Source organism: Methylobacterium phyllosphaerae, from assembly GCF_001936175.1.
Taxonomy (GTDB): Bacteria; Pseudomonadota; Alphaproteobacteria; order Rhizobiales; family Beijerinckiaceae; genus Methylobacterium; species Methylobacterium fujisawaense.
Genome location: NZ_CP015367.1, coordinates 5,327,238 through 5,341,520, shown reverse-complemented (window position 1 = coordinate 5,341,520; position 14,283 = coordinate 5,327,238). Strand labels below are relative to the sequence as shown.

At 70.1% G+C, this 14,283-nt stretch carries 14 protein-coding genes; 4 read left to right on the top strand and 10 right to left on the bottom strand.

Translation table 11 applies throughout. The features are described from left to right. Positions 1 to 23 precede the first annotated feature (23 nt). Positions 24 to 893: a 3'-5' exonuclease gene (locus tag MCBMB27_RS24440; protein WP_043380462.1), complete on the top strand. Its 870-nt coding sequence runs from the start codon at positions 24 to 26 to the stop codon at positions 891 to 893. 6 nt (positions 894 to 899) lie between these two features. Here the strand turns inward: MCBMB27_RS24440 and MCBMB27_RS24435 are convergent, their stop codons facing one another. Both MCBMB27_RS24435 and MCBMB27_RS24430 read right to left on the bottom strand, forming a co-directional pair. Then, on the bottom strand, positions 900 to 1,961 hold the full coding sequence (locus tag MCBMB27_RS24435; protein WP_043380543.1) for a threonine aldolase family protein: 1,062 nt from the start codon (positions 1,959 to 1,961) through the stop codon (positions 900 to 902). A gap of 19 nt (positions 1,962 to 1,980) precedes the next feature. Beyond that, entirely contained in the window at positions 1,981 to 2,889 is a 909-nt protein-coding gene (locus tag MCBMB27_RS24430; protein WP_085987610.1) for an amino acid ABC transporter substrate-binding protein, read from the bottom strand. Positions 2,890 to 3,049: 160 nt separating this feature from the next. Between MCBMB27_RS24430 and MCBMB27_RS24425 the strand changes: the two genes are divergently transcribed. Continuing rightward, complete coding sequence (locus MCBMB27_RS24425; protein WP_236952807.1) at positions 3,050 to 4,012, top strand: LysR substrate-binding domain-containing protein; 963 nt, start codon at positions 3,050 to 3,052, stop codon at positions 4,010 to 4,012. On the opposite strand, the gene MCBMB27_RS24420 is transcribed toward MCBMB27_RS24425, so the two are convergent. Continuing rightward, positions 3,982 to 6,183 carry a 3-hydroxyacyl-CoA dehydrogenase NAD-binding domain-containing protein gene (locus MCBMB27_RS24420; RefSeq protein ID WP_043380466.1) on the bottom strand — a complete coding sequence of 734 codons (2,202 nt, stop codon included), beginning with the start codon at positions 6,181 to 6,183 and terminating at the stop codon, positions 3,982 to 3,984. The two genes, MCBMB27_RS24425 and MCBMB27_RS24420, sit on opposite strands and share 31 nt — an antisense overlap. 113 nt (positions 6,184 to 6,296) lie before the next feature. Between MCBMB27_RS24420 and MCBMB27_RS24415 the strand changes: the two genes are divergently transcribed. Then, positions 6,297 to 7,076, top strand: coding sequence for an EAL domain-containing protein (locus MCBMB27_RS24415; RefSeq protein WP_043346107.1), 780 nt, complete (start codon positions 6,297 to 6,299; stop codon positions 7,074 to 7,076). Positions 7,077 to 7,107: 31 nt separating this feature from the next. Here MCBMB27_RS24415 and MCBMB27_RS24410 read toward each other — a convergent pair whose 3' ends face one another. The 6 genes from MCBMB27_RS24410 to ccmA form a co-directional block, all read right to left on the bottom strand. Next, the gene (locus MCBMB27_RS24410) at positions 7,108 to 7,623 is read right to left on the bottom strand and encodes a hypothetical protein (RefSeq protein WP_043346096.1); all 516 of its coding nucleotides are present in this window, start codon (positions 7,621 to 7,623) and stop codon (positions 7,108 to 7,110) included. A 120-nt stretch (positions 7,624 to 7,743) separates the two neighbouring features. Then, complete coding sequence (locus MCBMB27_RS24405) at positions 7,744 to 8,952, bottom strand: acetyl-CoA C-acetyltransferase (protein ID WP_043346109.1); 1,209 nt, start codon at positions 8,950 to 8,952, stop codon at positions 7,744 to 7,746. 266 nt (positions 8,953 to 9,218) lie between these two features. Then, positions 9,219 to 10,715: a chromosomal replication initiator protein DnaA gene (gene dnaA, locus MCBMB27_RS24400; RefSeq protein WP_043346098.1), complete on the bottom strand. Its 1,497-nt coding sequence runs from the start codon at positions 10,713 to 10,715 to the stop codon at positions 9,219 to 9,221. 489 nt (positions 10,716 to 11,204) lie between these two features. Beyond that, a complete protein-coding gene (gene rpsT, locus MCBMB27_RS24395; RefSeq protein ID WP_007561677.1) occupies positions 11,205 to 11,471 on the bottom strand; it encodes a 30S ribosomal protein S20 in 267 nt (88 codons plus the stop codon). A gap of 310 nt (positions 11,472 to 11,781) precedes the next feature. After that, entirely contained in the window at positions 11,782 to 12,450 is a 669-nt protein-coding gene (gene ccmB, locus MCBMB27_RS24390; protein ID WP_043380469.1) for a heme exporter protein CcmB, read from the bottom strand. Continuing rightward, positions 12,447 to 13,085, bottom strand: a complete 639-nt coding sequence (gene ccmA / locus MCBMB27_RS24385) for a heme ABC exporter ATP-binding protein CcmA (RefSeq protein WP_043346101.1) — start codon at positions 13,083 to 13,085, stop codon at positions 12,447 to 12,449. Before ccmA ends, ccmB begins: the two co-directional genes overlap by 4 nt. 127 nt (positions 13,086 to 13,212) lie before the next feature. Between ccmA and MCBMB27_RS24380 the strand changes: the two genes are divergently transcribed. Next, positions 13,213 to 13,398 carry a hypothetical protein gene (locus tag MCBMB27_RS24380; RefSeq protein WP_043346103.1) on the top strand — a complete coding sequence of 62 codons (186 nt, stop codon included), beginning with the start codon at positions 13,213 to 13,215 and terminating at the stop codon, positions 13,396 to 13,398. Here the strand turns inward: MCBMB27_RS24380 and MCBMB27_RS24375 are convergent, their stop codons facing one another. Next, positions 13,399 to 14,172 carry an RNA methyltransferase gene (locus tag MCBMB27_RS24375; RefSeq protein WP_083683697.1) on the bottom strand — a complete coding sequence of 258 codons (774 nt, stop codon included), beginning with the start codon at positions 14,170 to 14,172 and terminating at the stop codon, positions 13,399 to 13,401. Between the last annotated feature and the right edge of the window lie 111 nt (positions 14,173 to 14,283).

The window sequence follows — 14,283 nt, the reverse complement described above, 5'->3', positions numbered from 1 at the left end:
CCACCCGGCATGGTTGACCCTGGATGACGGTCCTGGCCCTCGACTTCGAGACGGCCAACGAGCGGCGTGACAGCGCCTGCGCGGTGGGCCTCGCCTGGATCGCGCAGGGTCGGGTCGTCCGCCGGGAGAGCCATCTGATCCGGCCCCCCGAGATGCGCTTCGCGCCGGGCAACATCCGGGTTCACGGGATCCTGCCGGCCGACGTCGCCGACAAGCCGGATTTCGCCACCGTGATGGCGCCCTATCTCGGCGATCTCGGGCGCGGGCTGATCCTGGCGCACAATGCGAGCTTCGATATTGGCGTCCTGCGGGCCGGCCTGACGCGGGCGGGCCTGGCGGTTCCCGATCTCGCGTATCTCTGCACGGTCCAGGTGGCGCGCCGGGTCTTCCCGGCGCCGGAGGGATGCGGGCTCGGCAAAGTGGCGCGGCGCCTCGGCATCCGCTTCGAGCATCACGATGCCGGCGAGGACGCCTATGCCTGCGCGGAGATCGCCCTGGCTGCGATGCGCGAGCGGGCGGTCGCGGACGTGCATGCCCTCGCGGCCGCGCTCGGCCTGCCGGTCACGCGGGCGGTCGGCGGCCCGGCAGGACCGCGTCGCGGCCCGGGGACGATCAGCGGCCGGGCCCTGGCGGCCTTCCCCGACGAGCCGGCAGCTTTGCGATTCGCCATGCGGGGCTCGACCGGCAACCGCTACCATGTCAGCCTGGAGGAGCGGCCGGGCGGCCCGGAGCTGCGCTGCACCTGCACCGCCGGCCGCTACGGCATGCGCTGCCGCCACGTGAAGGCGCTGGAGGTCGGCGACGTCACCGACCTGCTCTCTGACAATGCCGCCGACGTCGTCCTCCTCGCCCGGATGCTCGGCGCGAAGACGCGGGTCGCGGGCGCGGCCTGATTCCGCTCAGGCCGCGTCGAGGCAGGTGCGGAAGGCCGCCACGGCGCGGTCGATATCGGCCGCCGCGATGTGGCGGTGCGTGACGAGCCGAAGCCGCTGCCCGCCGAGGGGGCGCGTGCGAATCCCGAGCGCGTCGAGATCCGTGATCCAGCGCGCGCTATCCCGCCCGGTCCGGCCGAGGTCGACCTGCACGATGTTGGTCTGCGGCATGGTCGCCGAGAGGCGCGGCCGCAGGGCGTTCAGCCCCTCGCTCAGCTGCCGGGCTCGGTCGTGATCCTCGGCGAGGCGCGCACCCATGACGGTGATCGCCTCGAGGCCGGCCGCGGCCATGATCCCCACCTGCCGCTGCGTCCCGCCGATCATCTTCCGCAGGCGCCGCGCCGCCGCGATGACCGGCCCGTCGCCGGCCAGCACGGCGCCGACCGGGGCGCTCAGGCCCTTGGACAGGCACAGCGACACCGTGTCGACATGCGCGGCGAGATCCGCCGGCGCGACGCCGAGATGCGTCGCCGCATTGAACAGGCGCGCCCCATCGAGATGGACCGGGATGCCGCGCGCCCGGGCGAGATTTGCGACCGCCGCCATATGGGCCGGCGGCAGCACGGTGCCCCCGGCGGCGTTGTGGGAGGTCTCCAGCGCGATCATGGCCGTCCGGAGCGGGCTGGCATTCGGGCTGAGGGCGTCCTCCAGCCGGTCGAGGTCCATGGCGCCGTCCGTGCCGGCGACCCCGTACAGGAAGGCACCGGTCAGGGTCGCGGCGCCGCGCTCGGTGTTGAGCATGTGGGCCTGGGCTTCGAGCAGGATCTGCTCGCTGCGCTGGACCTGGGCAAGGATCGCCAGCAGATTGCCCATCGTGCAGCTCGGCACGAACAGGCCGGCCGCCTTGCCGAGCATGGCGGCGGCGGTCTCCTCCAGCGCGCGGGCGGTCGGGTCGGCATCGAGCCCGTCATCGCCCAGCGGTGCCGTCCGCATCCGCGCGTACATCGCCTCGGTCGGCCGCGTGACGGTGTCGCTTCGCAGGTCGACGACGGACGGCGCGTCCGCCGTATGGGTCAGATCGTCTCGCATCTTGGACTCGCCGGCCACCCTATCGGTACGCGGCCTCGTCGCCGGAATCGGTCGGGTGAGCCAGGGCCCGCTTGAGCACGTCGCTCATCGGCAACTCCAGGTTTATACCCTTCGGCGGGATCGGCTGCTCGAAATACCTGCCGTAGAGGCGGGCAACGGTGCCGTCCTGAATCAGCTCGATCACCGCCTTGTCGACGGCCGCCTTGAAGGCCGGGTCGTCCTTCGGCTCCAGGATCCCGTAGGGCGCGAATTCTAGGCCCTTGGTGCCGATCTTGTAATCTGCGGGCCGCTTGGCGCCGGCCACCGTGGCGTGGGCCAGGGCGTCGTCGTTGATGGCGCCCGCCGCGCGGCCGGTCTCGAGGAGCAGGAACACCTCCGCGGTGTCCTTGGCCGGCATCACCTGGATGTCGAGCTTGTCGCGGACGTTGATCCGGGTGGCGACGCGCTGGGTCTCGCCGCCGGCCTGCGCCGAGATGGCCTTGCCGCGGAACGAGGCGATGTCGTCCACATCCACCGGCGTATCCTTCTTGGCCACCAGCACCACCTGCGCCACGAAGGTGGTCGGCGCGAAGGAGACCAGCTTGTGCCGCTCGGGCAGGTTGCTGGCGGTGCCGCATTCCAGGTCGATCGTGCCGTTGTTGATCAGCGGGATCCGGGTCGCCGACATCACCGGCACGTGGCGCACCTCGAGCTTCGGCAGGCCGAGGGCGGCCTTGAGCTTCTGCGCGACGTGCTCGCATATCTCCAGCGAATAGCCCACCGGCTTGGCGTTCTGGTCGAGGAAGCCGAAGGGCGGCGACGCGTCCGGGAAGCCGAGGCTGATCTGTCCGGTCGTGCGGATCTTGTCGAGGCGCCCCTCCGCGGCCGACGGCGCGGCGAGCCCGGCCCAGCACAGAGTGGCCAATAGAAGCGGCAGCGTCCTCGACACGATCCGAACCCCGTCGCTATGTCTGAACCGGTTCAGCGCCGGGCCGTCCGCCAGGGAGTCGGCCCGAAGCTTTGCCGTGCGATCCTAGGAGCGGCCGCGCGCGGGCGTCCAATGCCGATTCACCTGCCGAGCATACGGATCTGATATGGCCGAGCGGCGCATGACCTTCCGGCACATCGAGGCCTTCCGGGCCGTTGTGGCCACCGGGTCCATGACCGAGGCGAGCCGCCGGCTCCACACCTCGCAGCCGCAGGTGAGCCGGCTGATCGCCCAGCTGGAGGCGATCACGGGCCTGCCCCTGTTCGATCGGAGCGGGAGTCGGGTCGTACCGTCCCTCGACGGCACGCGGTTTCACGCTGAGGTCGAGCGCGCCTTCGTGGGGCTGACCAGCCTCGAATCCGCGGCCGCACGGATCCGCGCCTTCGGGGCGGAGCGGCTGCGGGTGGCCGCGATGCCGCGGCTGGCGGGCGGGCTCCTGGCGCGGGCGGTCGTGCGCTTCCGCGCCGCGCATCCGGACGTGATCGTGGCGATCCATTCCGGCGACGACGAGACCGTGAATCACTGGCTCGCCACCGGCTTCTGCGACGCCGCGCTGACGATGCTGTACGGCGACGCCCCGGACGCGCATCGCGAACATGTCGAGACGCGTGCCTGCGTCGCCGTCCTGCCGCAGGACCATCCCCTTGCCGCGCAGGCTCTTCTAACCCCTGCGGATTTTTTCGGCGTACCCTTCGTCGCCTCCTCGCTCGGGAGCGCCCTGCGCAACCGGACCGAGGCGATCTTCGCGGCAGCCGGGATCACCCTGACCATCACCGCCGAGGCCGGCCTCGGTGCATCGATCTGCACCCTCGTCTCGGCCGGGCTCGGGGTCAGCGTGATGAACCCGCTGGCCGCCTACGAGGAGGCGAAGATCTCGCCGATCGCGATCCGTCCCTTCGCCCCCGCCCTCCCGGTGCATTTCGCCCTGCTGTTCCCGCCCGACCATGCCCGTGGACGGCTGATGCGGGCTTTCGGCGCCTGCGCGCGGGCGGTGCTGCTGGAAGAACTCGCTCAGCTGCCGGACGCCGCGATCGGGCGTCCGGCACCTCCGTCTCAGGCGGCGCGCTTCTCGGCGCCCGCGTAGAAGGTGCCGCCGCGCGCGGCCATCGCTGTCAGGTTATCGGGTGCCCGGAACCGGGGGCCGTGCTTGGCCTCGAGCGTCCGCGCGAGGTCGACGAAGGCCGCCGCACCCATGAAGTCGATGTACGACAAGGCCCCTCCGGTGAACGGCGCGAAGCCGAACCCGAGGATCGAGCCGACATCGGCCTCGCGCGGGTCGGTGACCACGCCCTCGCCGACGGTGCGGGCGGCCTCCAGCGCCTGCACCACCAGAAGCCGCTGCTTCAGCTCGGTGAAGTCGACGGCGTCCGGGTCGAGGCGGTTCGGCTGCAGGTCCTTCAGGCCGGGCCAGAGACGCTTGGGCGCGCCTTCGGGGTAGTCGTAGAAGCCCTTGCGGTTCTTGCGACCGAGCCGGCCCTGCTTCTCGACCATCTCCGACAGGATCGCCTTCTGCGCCGGGTCCACGGCGCCCTGCCCCACCTGCGCCTCGGTGGCCTTGGCGATCTTGAGCACGAGGTCGAGGGCGACCTCGTCGTTGAGCGACAGCGGCCCGACCGGCATGCCCGCCTGGCGGCCGGCGCTCTCGATCATGGCCGGCGGAACGCCCTCGGCGAGCATTTTGTGCCCTTCGAGGATGTAGGCGCCGACGCAGCGGTTGGCGAAGAAGCCGCGGGCATCGTTCACGACGATCGGGGTCTTCTTGATCAGGCGCACGTAATCGAGGGCCGCGGCGAGCGCCGCATCCCCGGTCGCCTCGCCCTTGATGATCTCGACGAGCATCATCTTCTCCACGGGGGAGAAGAAGTGGATGCCGACGAATTGCGCCGGCCGCTGCGAGGTCCTGGCCAGCCCGGTGATCGGCAGGGTCGAGGTGTTGGAGGCGAAGATCGCGTCGGGGCGGATCACCGCCTCGACCTTCTGGATCACCTCGGCCTTCACCTGAGGATCCTCGAACACCGCCTCGATCACGAGGTCGCAATCGGCGAGCGCGCCGTAATCGGCCGTGGCCTGGATGCGGCCGAGAAGCGCGTCGCGATCGGCGGTCTTGGCGCGGCCCTTGTTGATCTGGCCGGTGATGAGGGTGTGGGCGTAAGCCTTGCCCTTCTCGGCGGCCTCGACCGACTGGTCGACGAGCACCACCTCGAGGCCCGCCTGCGCGGTGACGTAGGCCACGCCCGCGCCCATGAAGCCGGCCCCGATCACGCCGACCCGGCGCAGGTTGGCGGCCGGCACGTCCTTCGGTCGCCGCGCGCCCTTGTTCAGCTCGCCCATGGAGATGAACAGCGTGCGGATCATCGCCGCCGCCTCGGTGGAGCGCAGGATGTGGGCGAAGTATCGGCTCTCGACCCGCAGGGCGAGGTCCATCGGCAGCTGCAGGCCCTCGTAGACGGAGGCCAGGATCGCCTTGGCGGCCGGGTAATTGTCGTGGGTCTCGCGGCGGTAGATGGCGTTGGCCGGCGGCCAGATCATCATGCCGGCGGGGGAGTAGACCTTTCCGGACGGGGCCTTGAACTTCGCCACATCCCAGGGCGCCACCGCCGAGCCGCCCTCACGGATCCAGGCCTTGGCGCGCTCGACGATCTCGGCCTGGGGCGCCACCGCGTGGATCAGCCCCATGCCCTTGGCCATGGGCGCGCGGATCTGCTCGCCCTTGAACAGCATCTGGAGGGCGTCGCCGGTCTGCATCAGGCGGGCGACGCGCTGCGTGCCGCCGCCGCCCGGGAACAGGCCGACCTTGATCTCCGGCAGGCCGACCCGGGTCTTCCCGTCGTCGGAGGCGATCCGGTGGTGGCAGGACAAAGCCAGCTCGAAGGCGCCGCCGAGGCACAGGCCCTGGATCGCCGCCGCGAAGGGCTTCCCGCAGGTCTCCAGCCGCCGGAACAGCAGCGACAGGCGCCGGGACGCTTCGAAGAAGTGGCGCATCGCCACCTCTTCGCCCTGCTCGGCCTTGAGCTGCTCGTAGGCCCGACCGAGTCCCTGGAGCATGGTGAGGTCGGCACCGCCGGAAAAATTGTCCTTGCCGGTGGCGATGACGCAGCCCTTCAGGGCCGGATCGGAGGCAACCCGCTCGATGATCTGCTCGAGCTGGTCCATTACCCCCTCGGTGATCACGTTCATCGAGCGGCCGGGCATATCCCAGGTCGCCAGGGCGATGCCGTCGGCATCGGTCTCGAAGCGGAAATCGGTCAGCGTCACGGTGCCGTCCTCCCTGGGTTGCGCCAATGATCCACCGGCGAGCTTGCATTAAGGTTGTGTTGAGCGCCGACGCTCATGGTGGCGGCGTCGGCGAGAAGAACCGAAAGCTGCACATGACGAAGGACTCCGGCTGCCGCGCCTGTCGCGCCGGCACCACGCTCGACTTCGATTTCACGATGGCGTTCCAGCCGATCCTCGATCTCGCAGACGACTCCGTCTGGGCCTACGAGGCGCTGGTGCGCGGCCCGAACGGGGAATCCGCCTATACGATCCTCGACCAGGTGACCGACGAAACGCGATACCAGTTCGATCAGGCCGCCCGCGTCAAGGCGATCGAGCTCGCCGGGGCGCTGTTTCCCCGCGACAGCACCACGCGTCTCTCGATCAACTTCATGCCGAACGCGGTCTATGAGCCGAATGCCTGCATCCGCGCCTCGCTGGAGGCCGCGCGACGCATCGATTTCGCCCATCAACGCATCATGTTCGAGTTCACCGAGCAGGAACGCTTCCGGGACATCGGGCACGTGAAGGACATCGTCGCCGCCTATCGGAAGCAGGGATTTCTGACGGCCCTCGACGATTTCGGCGCCGGCTTCGCGGGGCTGAGCCTGCTCGCCAACTTCCGTCCCGATCTGATCAAGATCGACATGGACGTTCTGCGCGGCCTCGACGGCGACGCCGGACGGTACGCCATCGTGTCGGGTGTGGTCGGCATCGCCCGCGCCCTCGGCGTGACGGTGCTCGCCGAGGGCGTCGAGACCGCTGCCGAACTCTCCGCCCTGCGCAGTATCGGGATCACGCTCGTGCAAGGCTACCACTTCGCCAAGCCCCTTCTGAAAGCGCTCCCCCCGGTCGCGGGCTTCGCGCCCGTGACAGCCGCGCGCGCCGCCTGAGATCGGCCTCACGCGCGCGGCCTCCCATCGGCTATTTCGGAGCCGGAGCGGGCGCCGCGGCCGGCGGCACGGGCGGCATCGGCGCCGCGCCGGGCTTGGGTGTGTTGTCGGTCGCCGCGGCCACCGCCAGCATATTCAGCAGCTTGGTGACGGAGTTCTGCGAGATCGCGGTCACCGAGGAGTTCGGATCGGCGTTCATTGTCTGGAACTTGAGGTATGTCGGGTCCGAGTAGATCTCATCGAGATGCTTCAGTTCGGTGAGGCTGAATTTCTCGGCGTAGTCCTTCGACAGCCCCTCGACCATGAGGGCGCGCTGCTTGTCGAACTCGGTCAGGAGTTCCTTGCGCACGGCCTCGGCGCGCGCCTCCGGCATTGCCGCCACGGTCTTCTCGAGGGCGACGTTGAACCCGGTCTGAAGGTTCTTGATCAGGGTCTTGTTGACGAGGGTGGTGGCCGCGGCCACGCGGTCCGCCGCATCATCGGCGCGCGCAGCCACCGGCAGGCTCAGGGTGACGCCCAGACAGAGCGTCGCAAACAGGCGGTTCAAGGGCTTGTCTCCCGTTGTTTTATCGTCCGGCCCAGAGACGGGCCGAGCGTCGACCGCGCCTCTAGCAGCGTTACCGGACTTTGGGGAGCGGCGGCACGCCGCTCCCGTGCACGCGATGGCTCACACCCGCTCGATGATGGTGGCGGTTCCCATGCCGGCGCCGATGCACAGGGTGATCAGCGCCCGCTCCTTGCCGGTCCGCTCCAGCTCGTCGAGGGCCGTGCCGAGGATCATCGCTCCGGTGGCGCCCAGAGGGTGGCCGAGGGCGATGGCGCCGCCGTTCACGTTGACGGCCTCCGGATCGAGGTCGAAGGCTTGGCAGAAGCGCAGGACCACCGCCGCGAAAGCCTCGTTGACCTCGAACAGGTCGATATCCGACAGGCTCAGGCCAGTCTTCGCCAGGATCTTGCGGGTGACGTCCACCGGCCCGGTGAGCATCAGGGCCGGGTCCGAGCCGATATTGGCGAAGGCCCGGATCCGGCCGCGCGGGCGCAGGCCCGCGGCCTCGCCGGCCGCCCGGGAGCCGATCAGCACGGCGGCCGCACCGTCGACGATGCCGGAGGAATTGCCGGCATGATGGACGTGATCCACGCTCTCCACGTCCGGATGCGCGTCCGTCGCCACGGCGTCGAAGCCGCCCATCTGGCCCATCTGCACGAACGACGCCTTCAGGGCGGCCAGCGACTGCATGTCGGTGCCCGGGCGCATATGTTCGTCGCGGTCGAGCAGGGTGATGCCGTTCACATCGCGGACCGGAACGACGGACCGGTCGAACAGGCCGTCTTCCCAGGACTTCGCCGCGCGCGCCTGCGAGCGGACCGCGTAGGCGTCGCACGCGTCGCGGGTGAAGCCGTACTTGGTGGCGATCAGGTCGGCCGAGATTCCCTGCGGCATGAAATAGGACTTGATGGCGATCGCCGGATCCACCGGCCAGGCGCCACCCGAGGCGCCGATGCCGATGCGGCTCATCGATTCCACGCCGCCGCCCACCGCCATCTCGTGCTGACCGCTCATGACCTGTGCGGCGGCGAAGTTCACCGCGTCGAGGCCCGAGGCGCAGAAACGGTTGATCTGCACACCCGGAACATGCGCGCCGTAATCGGCCACCAGGGCCGCGGCCCGGGCGATGTCGCCGCCCGCCTCCCCGACCGGATCGACGCAGCCCAGGATCACGTCGTCGACGAGGGCCGTGTCGAGCCCGTTGCGGACCTTGAGGGCGCGCAGCGCCGTCTCGGCCAGCCGGAGCGCGGTCACTTCGTGGAGGGCGCCGTCCGCCTTGCCGCGACCGCGCGGCGTGCGAACGTGGTCGTAGATGAAGGCGTCCGTCATCAGCACTCCCCGGGGCGTTGATTGTCGCCGGTCGACGACGCGGCCTTACAGGGCCATCTCCATTCGCGCCAGTCTGCCACGGGGCGCGCGCCCCCGGCCAGTCCTGGAGGGAGGGACCGGCAGAGGGCGCGTGGCATCGGGGTCTAATGGGGCGCTGCTGGTCCGGACGCCTTCCCGATCAGGCCACGGGGGACGGTCCCGCGGCCGATCCGGAGCGAATCTGCTCGGTCGAGAGCAGGTTCGTCCGGGACGTCATGCAGGTTCGACTAGTCCTGAAGCATCCGCTTCAGGAGCTCGACTTCATCGCCGAGCACCGCGTCTTCGCCGATCTGCTTCTCGATCTTGCGCACGGCGTGCAGCACCGTGGTGTGGTCGCGGCCACCGAAGCGGCGGCCGATCTCCGGCAGGGAGCGCAGGGTCAGGACCTTCGACAGATACATGGCGATCTGACGCGGCTTCACCACCGCGGCGGTGCGCCGCTCCGACAGGATGTCGGACCGTGAGACGTTGTAGCGCGAGGCGACCAGCTTCTGGATGTCCTCGATCTTGATGCGCTTCGGCTCGCGATTCTTCACGAGGTCGCGGATCGCGCTCTCGGCGGTCTCCATCGTCACGGCGGTGCCGGTGAGCGTCGCGTGGGCCAGCAGGCGGTTCACCGCACCTTCGAGGTCGCGGCCGTTGGCGGTGATCGCCCGGGCCACGTAGGTTGCCACCTGGGGCGAGACGTCGAAGCCCGGATGTGCGGCCCGGACCGCGGAAAGCCGCGCCGACAGGATCGAGACCCGCAGGGCTTCGTCGAGGGCGGTGATCTCGACGACGAGGCCGCCGCCCAGGCGCGAGCGCACGCGCTCGTCCAGAGCCTCAAGCTCGGTTGGCGGCCGGTCGGACGCGACCACGACCTGGCGGCCGGCATCGATGAGCGCGTTGATCGTGTGGCCGAACTCGGCCTGGATCGACTTGCCCTGGATGAACTGGACGTCGTCGAGGATCAGAAGGTCGATGCCCCGCAGGCGCTCCTTATAGGCGAGCGCCGACTGGGTCTTCAGGGCATTTACGAAGCCGTACATGAACCGGTCGGCGGTCAGGTAGATCACCCGGCGGCCGGCCTCGCGGGCGGCGTGGCCGATGCCGTGCAGCAGGTGCGTCTTGCCCAGCCCGACGCCGGCATGGAGATAGAGCGGATTGTAGAGGGCGCCCTCCCCCTGGTGGTTGGCGACCCGCTCGGCGGCGGCATGTGCCAGGGCATTGGAGCGCCCGATCACGAAGCTCGCGAAGGTCAGCCGCGCGTCGAGGGGCGTGCCGCTGAGGTCGCCTCCGGCGTCGGCATTGCGCGCCTCGGCTGCGGGCGCAACGGCGGCGATCGGGATCGGCGCGCTCGTGGCGTGAAGGCGGGCGAGCGGACCGCTGGCCGGGCCCGGCTTGGCGACGCCGGCGGCGACAGGACGGGCCGGGGCCCCGGTGCCGCGGACGCCGACCTCGATCCGCGCGATCTCCTCGACCTCGGCCTTGAACGTGTTCAGGACGCGGTCGAGGTAGTGCGATTCGATCCAGCTCTTGAGGAAGCGGGTCGGTACGGTCAGCCGGGCCGTCCCGCCGGCGACGGCCTCCAGCTCAAGGCGGGCGAACCAGCTCGCGAACACATCCTCGCCGAGTTCGGCCCGCAGCCGACGCTTCACCCGGGCCCAGGCAGACCCGTAATCCACAGTGCCGCCGCCGCTGCGGCCCCCGTCGTCGTCACTCGCCACCGTTCCGTCGACACGCATCACTGGCTCTCCCGACGCGGCCCGCGGAAGTCCGCAGTCCGCGCGTACGCACGATTTACGCCCTCAGCGTCCCGCAAGAACCGGCGGGACAGAGTCCCCTGGACGGAGTCAACCCCACCGCGAGGAACTTTTGCCGATTGGGAGAGCCTATCAACAATTACCTACGGTTCCTTTAACAGTGGGACTTGTGGGGACGGCGCGGATTCCCATTCGGAAGTGTTCCCGGCACGGCTGAACACGGGCGCTAGAGTCTTGGCGAATCAGATTGAGTCGCTTGAGTCCCGAAATCGTCGTGTTTTGCTTGCCCGGTGTCAGTTTCTGTTAAGCTACACGCCGTTTCCGGACTCTGCAATCGCGTTGATTCTTGGATAGGGTTAACGGTTTCGGCGGGTGCACGCAGCCGGCATCGAGCCATCGCGCCCGGACAGCGCGCACGAAAAAGCCCGGCGCGAAGGCCGGGCTTGAAACCGTCTCGGTGGTGCGTGGGCGTTAGGCGGCCAGCGCCTTCACGCGGGCGGCGAGGCGCGAGACCTTCCGCGAGGCGTTGTTCTTGTGAACGATGCCGTGCTGGGCGGCGCGCATCATCTCAGGCTCGGCGGCGCGGAGGGCGGCGAGCGCGTCCTGCTGGTTGCCGGTGGCGATGGCCTCCTCGACCTTGCGGACGAAGGTCCGCATGCGCGAGCGGCGCGAGCGGTTGATCGCCGTGCGCTTGGCGATCTTGCGGGTCATCTTCTTGGCCGAAGCGGTGTTGGCCATGTAAGTCCTCGTGTTTCTCGTCGGGCGATGCCGACGGGCCGGCTTGGCCGGAAATCGGTCGTCGCGTCAGGTTGTCTGGCGATGGCCGAGACGCAGCGCGCGCGAAAGCGCGGCCTCTCGGCGAAGCGGCTTCTATAGTGAGGGGGGCGCCGCGCGTCAACGCGCCCGGAGCCAAATCCGGTCACCGGCTTCGTCCACTGCCGAGGACCCGGACAGCATTCGACCGGCCCGACCGAAGACATCGGAACGAAGAAGCCGGCACTGCTGGCGCAACGATGAGTGCTGGCCGCGTTGCGCAAGAGAGCTTCGGCTATTCCGGCCAACGCAGCGCCGCCGCCGCCGCCAGCGTTCCGACCACGGCAGCGATCAACGTCAGCGCCCCGAGCACGGCCAGCGGCACGAGGAACGGCACCGTCCCCCCGCTCGCCGCCTGCGCGGCCGAGACGCCGAAGATCAGCGTCGGGATCATCAGCGGCAGAACCAGCACGGCGAGGATCAGTCCGCCCCGCCGGATCGAGGCCGTGAGCGCGGCGCCCACCGCGCCGATGAAGCTGAGAGCCGGCGTGCCGGCGAGCAGCGTCAGCGCGGAAGCGCCCATGGCGGTACCGTCGAGGGCCACCAGCAGGCCGAACAGCGGCGCGGCGAGCGCGAGCGGCAGGCCGGTGGTCAGCCAATGGGCCGTCACCTTGGCGAGCACCACCAGTTCGAGGGGCACCGGCGCGGCGGTCATCAGGTCGAGGGAACCGTCCTCCTCGTCGGCCTGGAACAGGCGGTCGAGGCCGATCAGGGTCGACAGCACCGCGGCCAGCCACAGGATCGCGGGACCGATCCGCGACAGCAGGTTCAGGTCCGGCCCGAGCGCGAAGGGGACCAGGGCGACGATCATCAGGAAGAAGACCAGCGACAGGGCACCGGAGCCGCCGACCCGGCCGGCGAGGCGCAGGTCGCGGGCGATGAGGGCGAGGACCGCGCGGATCATGCCCAATCCTCGGGGACGTCGGCCACAGGCGCCGCGGCGGAAGCCTCGATGCGCAGTTCCGCCGCGCCGGCGAGGCCGAGGGATTGGTGGGTGGCGGCGATCACGAGGCCACCCCCGGCCCGATGTCCTTCCATCAGTTCGGCGAGCACCGCCTGCGAGGCCGTATCGAGGGCTGCGGTGGGCTCGTCCAGGAGCCAGAGCGGCCGGGCGCAGACGAGGAGCCGCGCCAGGGCCACACGCCGCCGCTGTCCCGCGGAGAGATAGGCCACCGGCAGATCGTGGGCGTGACCGAGGCCGAGCCGCTCCAGCGCGTCGCGCGGGTCCAGGCGCGGCGCACCCAGGAGCCGTTGCGCGAACAGGAGGTTCTCGCCCGCCGTGAGGGCACTCTTCAATCCGTCGCGATGGCCGACGGCATGCAGGCATTCGGGCAGGCTCGCTTCCCCGACCTCGGCGACGGCGATCCGCCCGGCATCGGCCCGCAACCGGCCCGACAGGATGGCGAGCAGGCTCGATTTGCCCGCGCCGTTCCGCCCGGTGATCGCCAGGGCATCGCCGGGTCCGAGGGCGAAGGACAGGTTGGAGAAGATGCGGCGGCCGGAGCGGCGGCAGGCCAGATTGTCCACGCTGAGCCGCACCCGATACCCCGCCCTCGTCCCGCTGCCGCGCAGCCGCTCCGCGAACCGCCGACTCCATGCCCGATTGCGCCGCGGAACGGAACCGCACGGCCCAGCTGAGCTTTCGTTCTGCAACGGAGGATTGCCCATGGCCGAGGCGAGAAACCCGAGCGAGTCCGAGGTGGCTGCGACGCCCGATGCGGTGGCCGGCCGCGCCAAGGTCGAGGCGCGCATGGCGCAATGCACCCCCGAGGAGCAGGCGGCGTTCTGGGAGGCGGTCGGCCGATGCTTCGGCGGCGGCAAGCCCCCGGAGATGAAGTCGGCCTCCGGCTGATCAGGCCCCCTTTCGGGTCAGGGCCCGCAGGGCACCGCGAAACGTCCGCACATCCTGCTCGGTCAGGCTCATGCGATGGAGCATGTCGCGCATGTTGCGGGCGATGATCTCCTTCTTCTCCGGCGGATAGAAACCCGCCGCGTCGAGCGCGGCCTCGAGGCTTCCGAACAGCGCGACCAGCGCCTCGCGGGTCGCCGGCGGCGAGAGGAGCTCGCCCGAGAAGGGCAGCCGGGCCCGGCCGCTCGCCTGCCGCCACGCGTAGCCGACAAGCAGCACCGCCTGCGCGAGGTTGAGCGACGGAAAATCCGGAGAGACCGGGAAGGTGATGATCGCGTCGGCGAGCGACACCTCGTCGTTGGTGAGCCCGACCCGCTCGCGGCCGAACATCACCGCGGTGCGCTGCCCTTCCCGCGCCACGAGTTCGCCCATGGCCTCCTCGGGGGCGAAGACCCGCTTCATCTGCCCGCGCTCCCGCGCCGTGGTCGCCAGCACGTACCGGCAATCGGCGATGGCTTCGGCGACGCTGCCGAAGATCGTCGCCCGGTCCAGGACATGCGTCGCACCGGAGGCCGCCTCGCGCACCCCCTTCTTGGGCCAGCCGTTCTTCGGATTGACGAGCCGCAGCTCCGACAAGCCGAAATTCGCCATGGCGCGCGCCGTCATGCCGATATTCTCGGCGAGCTGCGGCTCCACCAGGATCACGGCCGGGGCGATCCCCGGCAGGAGTTCGGTGACCTTCCTCGGGGCGTCGCCCGGCACGTCTCGGCTCGTCATGCGGGCCGTCTGACACGGGCAGCCCCGCGCCGTCGAGGGTCGGGTGACGAAGCTGGCCGGATGACAGTGCGCGCCTTCCGTCGCCGGGTGGCCCGCGCTATGTCGCGGGGC